The following is a 7516-nucleotide window of genomic DNA, read 5'->3' as shown; positions in this document are numbered from 1 at the left end:
CTCCTTTAATCTATTATTTATATTCTACCAAATAAAAAACTGTGTGAGTAAGAACCGTACGCATTCTTACTTACACAGTTAATATTACACTCCCTTTAAAAAACAATAGAAGGGACCGATAAGCTTGTCCCTTCTAAATTCATTCTTTCTATTAAGATTCAACATCATATCCTTGGTCTTCAATCGCTTCCCGCATATCTTCCAATGATACTTTTCCTTCCTTATATTTAACATCTACCTTGCCACTGTCCAAATGTACTTTTACTTTTGATACTCCTTTGATTTCCTCTAAGGCTCCTTTTACTGCAGATTCACAATGACCACATGTCATCCCTTTTACATTCAATGTAGTTTGCATTTTTATTTTCCCCTTTCTATCTTTTTTATACTTTAACTCGTTTCAATCGAAGAGAGTTGGATACAACACTGACGGAACTAAATGCCATGGCTGCTCCTGCTATCCATGGTGCGAGTAAGCCAAGAGCTGCGATTGGGATCCCTGCACTATTATATGCGAATGCCCAGAATAAATTTTGTCGAATGTTTTTAATCGTAGCATGACTTAATTTGATCGCTTTTGGTATCAGTAAAAGTTCTCCTCCAAGGATGGTAACATCAGCCGCTTCAATCGCAACTTCCGTACCTGTTCCAATTGCAATACCAATATCTGCGGTTGCCAGTGCAGGTGCATCATTAATGCCATCACCAACCATCGCTACTTTTTTTCCTTGTTGCTGGATCTCTTTCACTTTATCCGCCTTTTCTTCCGGCAAAACTTGCGCAATAACATGATCAATACCTACCTGTTTGGCGATTGTTCGTGCAGTTCGGTCATTATCTCCTGTCAGCATAATGACTTCAAGACCATCATCTTTTAATTGTTGGATCGCTTGATGAGCTGTCTCTTTTTTCGTATCTGCTACAGCAATAATCCCGCGGAATTTCCCGTTGACTGCGATCAGCATTGCTGTTTTTCCTTCTGTTTCGTAATCAACTAATTTTTTCTCAGTCATTGTTACATCAATCTTATTTTCTTTCATTAGGTTTCTTGTACCGACTAATACCTGCTTTCCTTTTATGACCGCTTTAATGCCCCGACCGGGTATTGCAGTAAATGCATCCACATCAACGATCGCTATTCCTTTTTCCTTTGCAAATGTGACGATAGCTTCCGCTAATGCATGCTCAGACCTATTTTCCGCACTCGCTAATAATTGTAAGGTTTGATCATCTCCAGTATAATCGGTCACTTCAGGTTTCCCATTCGTAATCGTCCCAGTTTTATCAAAGATGATTGCATCCAATTGGTGTGTACGTTCTAAATGTTCTCCACCTTTAAATAAAATCCCATTTTCTGCGGCTTTTCCCGTCCCAACCATAATGGAAGTTGGGGTAGCTAAGCCTAATGCACATGGACATGCGATCACAAGCACGGCTATTGCTGCAATGAGAGAAGTTTCTATATTTCCAGGTGTTACAAACACAAGCCAAATAATATAGGTCACAAAAGCAATACCGACAACAATGGGAACAAAATAACCGGAAATCACATCTGCTAATCGCTGAATCGGCGCTTTGGAACCTTGGGCATCTTCAACAGCTTTTACAATCGATGCGAGAGCTGTGTCCTTTCCAACCCTTGTCGCTTTCATTTCAATCGTTCCATTTTTGTTTAAGGTTGAACCAATGACATTTGCTTCTATATCTTTTTCAATCGGAATCGATTCACCCGTAATCATGGATTCGTCAACAGCTGTTCTTCCTTTCACTACAATACCATCTACAGGGATCTTTTCTCCCGGTTTTACCATTATAAGGTCTCCCACGATCACGTCCTCAATAGGAATCATTACTTCTTCTCCATCACGAATTACCCGCGCTTGTTTTACTTGAAGATTAAGCAATTTGGATATAGCAACCGTTGTTCTGCTCTTTGCGCTCGTTTCTAAATACTTTCCAAATAAAATGAGCGTAATTAAAATGGCACTCGTCTCAAAATATAAGTGAGGTACATAAACTGGATTCCCTATCGTTTTATATGCTTCATATACACTATAAAAGTATGCAGCGCTGGTCCCGAGCGTAACGAGCACATCCATATTTGCTCCGCCACTTCGCAAACTTTTATATGCACCTTTGTAGAACTGCCATCCAATGATAAATTGGATTGGTGTTGCTAGCGCAAATTGGAACCACGGATTCATAAAGAGAGATGGAAGATGAATACCAAGTAAATGATCCAGCATTGTAACCAAAAGAGGCAGTGATAATAGAGCTGAGATAAGAAGCTTTCGCTGCATTTGTTTTATCTCTTTCTCTTTATGTGTCAGCTTCTCTTCTTTGCTCGCTTTTGGTTGAGCATCATAGCCAAGCTTTTGGATTTTACCGATCAGATCGGATTCCTGCACCATCTCCGGATTGTATTCGATTTGAGCTGATTCATTCGTCAGATTCACAGTTGCTTGTTTAATTCCTTCCTGCTTATTTAGCACTTTTTCAATTCGGGACGAACAGGCGGCACACGTCATTCCAATCACATCAAATTCAGCTTTCTCCGTTTGGACCCCGTACCCTATTTTTTCGATTCGTTGACTGATATCCTGTACAGATGTCGTCTCAGGATCATAATCTACATTCGCTTTTTCTGTCGTTAGATTAACCTGGGCTTCCACACCCTCCATTTTATTTAAAACCTTTTCCACTCTTGCGGAACAGGCTGCACAGGTCATACCAGTTACCCCTAGCGTAATATGCTTCTTTTTACGCATTTGCCTCGCCTTACTCACTTACCTCCCCCCTTATTTCGAAAACTGCTTAATGACTTCGATTAATTCTTCAATCGCTTCATTTCCTTCTCCGGTCTTTATTGCTTCACTTACACAGTGTTTTGTATGACGCTCCATCAGGGAAAATCCGACTTTTTTTAATGCCGCATTAATCGCACTAATTTGTACTAATATATCTACACAATATCGGTCTTCCTCGACCATTTTTTGAATTCCGCGCACTTGTCCTTCAATCCGCTTCAGACGATTGATAACTTTTTGTTTTTCATCTTCGGTTCTGGGAGTTACCGGGTGATCATGTAAGTATTCCCCCAAATGAATCACTCCTTTCCTCTTCTAATTATACTATACCCCCCACATGTATATTGTGCAAGTGATTCATTTGTCTATATCGTTACTTATTTCATGATTCATCGTATAAAGTCCTGCTCACACCTATTATTTCTAGGATAAAACAAGTTAAAACAAAAACCACACGATATGCTTTATGGAGCACATCGTGTGATTTTTAGGTTTATTTCTTTTTCTTTTTGACTTCTTCCATTAAATATTCTATAAATTCTTCATCTCTTACTAGCCACGCTGCATCATTTCGCTTTAAAAACTTTTCGCCCTCATCAAAACTTATAAAGGTCTTATCTATTTTCTCTTTATTATGTTCAATCCCCCAGTCACGCTCATTTAGTGGAAAAAGGAGAAATATATCCCCTGTACGATTTTTATAAAGAGATCCAAATGTGGACTGTTTCAAATTATACCGATTTCGTTTAGCATCTTCATGCAATGGTCTAAGTGGAAACGTTTCTTTCACAAAACGCTTATATGCTTCATCCGTCATGGAGCAGCCGGCAGCTTTCGCATGACCGCCTCCACCAAAATAGCTGGCTACCTCTGATACATCAACATGGTCATGAATGGTTCTGAATCCTACCCGTTTTCCTCCGATATTTAAAATAGCAATATAATCCAAGTGCGGACATTCTTTGCCAAGTTCATTTCCAAGTTCCGAGTGATAGGATTCTGCATATACTACGCCTGCATAATGATCACCGATTAGCTTTTGAACTAATTGGCGTCTTTTCCGGCGAATATAGCGTTCTATTTTGCGATCTTCCATATCCAAAAGCTTCTCTTCAAATGCATCAAAGGAGAACGGTTCATCTTCCCTTAACCGGTTGATCATTTTTTCTTCAAATTCATCAATGGAAATGAGGAAAAAGAGTGTGTTGAGTCTTCGTGCTTGCTGATTATCATTTTTCTCCCACTCCCACGTATCATACTGCCTAACGAGCTCTACAAAATCATCCTTCGCATCGGATGGATCAAGATGCTTATGTTTTACAAGATAATCATAAAATAAAGAAGTTGCTGAAGTTAAATTTCCGTTTTCATCCTCGACGACAACAGATCCCCATTCATAATCATTAAATGAAAGCGAGGTTTTATGATGATCAATCAGCTGTACATTTCCACCAGCTTGAGAAAAAGCTTCCATCCTTTTTGTATTCTCTTCATTCACAGACAGATCGGTAATAAATAGGAATGTTTCCTCTTCATGTTCGAAAAACCACTCCACTTCCCGGTCTAGACCGGAAACAGAGTTGTAACGCACCTTCACCTGATTGCCAAAGGCAAGCTTTGCTAAAATACCACATCCTACCCCATCCAGATCGTTATGGGATAATAATTTGTACATCGGAATCACCTCAAAAGATAGTATGGTTTTTAATGTAGAAAATTATTGTGAAAAGACGTTAATATTTTGAGGATATCTATCTACATCTACACGATCACTTTCGTATATTCCTATATTAACAGACATCTTCTCTGTTTGAAAAACACCCAATCGTTGCCATCTATCTATATAACATTTACAATATTTCTAGAAAGGAGCTAGCCATAACTATGAACTACAATTTACCAGAAAATATCGTTGAAATTTTAAATAAAAACCAAAGAACACAGGATAGTACACACAATAACCTCATCCGAGAGGACGGATATGTCCCGCCAACCAACGAGCTATTTATTGATGCTATTACCGCTCTAAGCATGGGGAAAAATATATTATTAAAGGGACCAACAGGTGCAGGAAAGACAAAGTTGGCAGAAACACTATCCCATTTATTCCATCAGCCAATGTTCAGTATTAACTGTTCTGTGGATTTAGATGCTGAAAGCCTAATGGGTTTTAAAACCTTAGCTTATGAAGATGAAAAACAAGTGATAAAATTTGTTCCCGGTCCTGTAACGAGTGCGATGAAAGACGGAAGTTTTCTATATATCGATGAAATAAATATGGCCAAGCCAGAAACACTGCCACTTATTAATGGAACGCTCGACTACCGGAGAACAGTTACGAATCCATTTACAAATGAAGTCATTACTGCGAAAAAAGGATTTAATGTGATAGCGGCAATCAATGAAGGATATATTGGTACTGTACCTCTAAACGAAGCACTAAAGAATCGCTTTATCGTGATTGACGTTCCTTATCTTCAAGGTGACCAACTAAAAGAATTGATCAAGAGCAATACAAGATTAACAGATAAAACGATGATTGATCTGTTTACCACATTATCAGCAGACTTAATTCATGCAGTAGATCAAGGAAAACTAGCTGAAGACGCAGCTTCGATTCGTGCTTTGCTTGATGCTTGTGATTTAAGTGTTGTCATTCCCCCAAAACGCGCTATTTTGCGTTCTATTATTGATAAGCTGGAAGAGGACCGAGAAAAAGAATTTGTGGAAAACTTAGCTGAAACGTTGTTCTAGAAAGGAGAATCAGGGATGAAGTATAACCGGTGGGTGGATACCAAAATCGACACGAATCTTTACAGGCAATTACAAGATTTAACCACTGTCTTATCCGGTCAGCCTGATTTACTATTCGAATATTCCTACGGCTCCTATATGGACATCGTGAATGGTAAAGTGACCGGAAGCCGGCTGTGGGATGTTGAGAAGCACCAGATCAGGGAATCCGGCTATAAGACAGACGTATTTCTACGCACCATCGGAACAATGTATTATTCATCCGTACCAGACTTAAAAATGTATGCGGATAAACGGAATCATTCCATGCTTCCGAAGTTTTCTTCCCAATTGTTTACGTTGCTCGAAGATTTGCGTCTTGAAGATCTGATAAAAAAAGTTCGCCCTGGCACGGAAAAGGATTTCTCCATCCGCAATCATTTTATGCGACATTATTTTGGAACACAATTAGCAACAAACGTCACACGAAGCTATACACTAAGTGAATTATTTTGTCTGATCTCACTTACACTGTACGCCAATCAGCCAGATCCGTATTTTCCAAAAGCAAATGAAGGGCGATTAAACCTGCTAGAAAAACTAAAGCCATCTATTTATTCCGTCTTTGAGGCAAAAAATACCAAAGATATAATACATATCGTCGAGCACATCGTCCTTCAGACCGAACTGTATGAAGAAGAAGATATGATTAATGACTATTTTGTTTTCCCAATCGCATATTTGGAAACATTAGAAGAAAATACACTTTTTGATGAATTAACCCGAACAGATAAACTGGCAAACGAGGATAAAGAGGAGATCGATGAGGATAATAATGAATATATGGACCAGCGTTTTTCAACCTGGCACAGAGAAAATCAAAATAGCGATAGAAAACAAAATTTTCTTCAGTTTGAAATGGAAGTTGGAACGAAAACAAATCTCATGGGTGGTGGAACAAGAGAAACCGATGATGCTGATCAAGCAATGGGTACCGTTCAAGGTGCATCAGGGAAAAGTGACAAAAATGACTACTCGGAACTCGAATCGCTTGAGCGCGAGACAAACAAGGATGCTTCAAAGGGAGACAGCCCTTACGGAGAAGAAAATAAAGACGCCATTGCTATACGAAAAGAAGCACATCCCCCTTCAAAAGCAGATAAAGAAGTTTACCATGCATATGCTTCGGATATTGAGGCAGCAAAACGCAAACTTGCAACAACCATTAAGAAAACACTAGAACATAAAATGAATGCACCAAGGAAGGATTTAGTAATTGGCCGTCTTTCCAAAAAGTTAATGCCACTTGTGATTGACGAAAACCCGAGAGTATTTTATAAAAAAAGTGAGGAATCAAATGAGATCGATGCTGTTTTCACCTTACTTGTAGACTGTTCCGCTTCCATGCATAATAAAATGGAAGAAACAAAGCGTGGTATTGTCCTTTTTCACGAAGTTTTAAAACAATTGAAAATTCCTCACTCCATCGTAGGCTTTTGGGAAGATGCCAATGAAGTAAAGAAAAATTATCAGCCAAACTATTTTCATTTGATTCATACGCATGCAGACTTTCCTTCTCAAACAAGCGGAGCGAAAATCATGCAGCTGGAGCCAGAGGAAGATAACCGCGATGGTTTCAGCATTCGTATCATGACGGAAGATCTCGCAAAAAGAAGAGAGAAACATAAATTTTTACTCGTATTTTCAGACGGAGAACCAGCTGCTGCAAATTATGACCAAAATGGGATTGTGGATACAAATATTGCCGTTACAGAAGCTCGAAATAAAGGAATTGACGTCGTCGGCATGTTTCTGGCTGACGGTGAAATTGATGAACAAGATGATACAACCATGAAAAATATTTACGGAAAAGAGCGCGTTATGATACCAAATGTCTCAGAGCTTCCGGAACATTTTGCACCAATTTTGAAGAAATTGCTGTTTAAATCTATATAAATTTTCAAGAGGGGGGGACT

The 7516-nt window shown here is 39.0% G+C and carries 6 protein-coding genes; 2 read left to right on the top strand and 4 right to left on the bottom strand.

Annotated elements, in window-relative coordinates; translation table 11 throughout:
- Window positions 1-151: 151 nt before the first annotated feature.
- The 4 genes from copZ to J2Z81_RS13310 all read right to left on the bottom strand — a co-directional run bounded on the left by copZ (window position 152) and on the right by J2Z81_RS13310 (window position 4482).
- A complete protein-coding gene (gene copZ / locus J2Z81_RS13325; protein ID WP_226371554.1) occupies window positions 152-358 on the bottom strand; it encodes a copper chaperone CopZ in 207 nt (68 codons plus the stop codon).
- A gap of 25 nt (window positions 359-383) precedes the next feature.
- Window positions 384-2768, bottom strand: coding sequence for a heavy metal translocating P-type ATPase (locus J2Z81_RS13320; RefSeq protein WP_226371556.1), 2385 nt, complete (start codon window positions 2766-2768; stop codon window positions 384-386).
- A gap of 30 nt (window positions 2769-2798) precedes the next feature.
- Entirely contained in the window at window positions 2799-3101 is a 303-nt protein-coding gene (locus J2Z81_RS13315; protein WP_029267150.1) for a metal-sensing transcriptional repressor, read from the bottom strand.
- Window positions 3102-3300: 199 nt separating this feature from the next.
- Window positions 3301-4482, bottom strand: a complete 1182-nt coding sequence (locus J2Z81_RS13310; RefSeq protein ID WP_226371553.1) for a DHH family phosphoesterase — start codon at window positions 4480-4482, stop codon at window positions 3301-3303.
- 209 nt (window positions 4483-4691) lie between these two features.
- On the opposite strand from J2Z81_RS13310, the gene J2Z81_RS13305 reads away from it, so the two are divergent.
- Complete coding sequence (locus tag J2Z81_RS13305) at window positions 4692-5561, top strand: ATP-binding protein (protein ID WP_029267157.1); 870 nt, start codon at window positions 4692-4694, stop codon at window positions 5559-5561.
- 15 nt (window positions 5562-5576) lie between these two features.
- On the top strand, window positions 5577-7496 hold the full coding sequence (locus tag J2Z81_RS13300; protein WP_226371552.1) for a vWA domain-containing protein: 1920 nt from the start codon (window positions 5577-5579) through the stop codon (window positions 7494-7496).
- The last annotated feature ends 20 nt before the right edge of the window (window positions 7497-7516 follow it).

Source organism: Virgibacillus alimentarius (assembly GCF_017874635.1).
GTDB lineage: Bacteria > Bacillota > Bacilli > Bacillales > Amphibacillaceae > Virgibacillus_B > Virgibacillus_B alimentarius.
This window is presented reverse-complemented; position numbering and strand designations above follow the sequence as displayed.

Coding starts and splice junctions, on each gene's coding strand:
- copZ (WP_226371554.1), bottom strand. CDS start 358: ATGCAAACTACATTGAATGTAAAAGGGATGACATGTGGTCATTGTGAA.
- J2Z81_RS13320 (WP_226371556.1), bottom strand. CDS start 2,768: ATGCGTAAAAAGAAGCATATTACGCTAGGGGTAACTGGTATGACCTGT.
- J2Z81_RS13310 (WP_226371553.1), bottom strand. CDS start 4,482: ATGTACAAATTATTATCCCATAACGATCTGGATGGGGTAGGATGTGGT.
- J2Z81_RS13305 (WP_029267157.1), top strand. CDS start 4,692: ATGAACTACAATTTACCAGAAAATATCGTTGAAATTTTAAATAAAAAC.
- J2Z81_RS13300 (WP_226371552.1), top strand. CDS start 5,577: ATGAAGTATAACCGGTGGGTGGATACCAAAATCGACACGAATCTTTAC.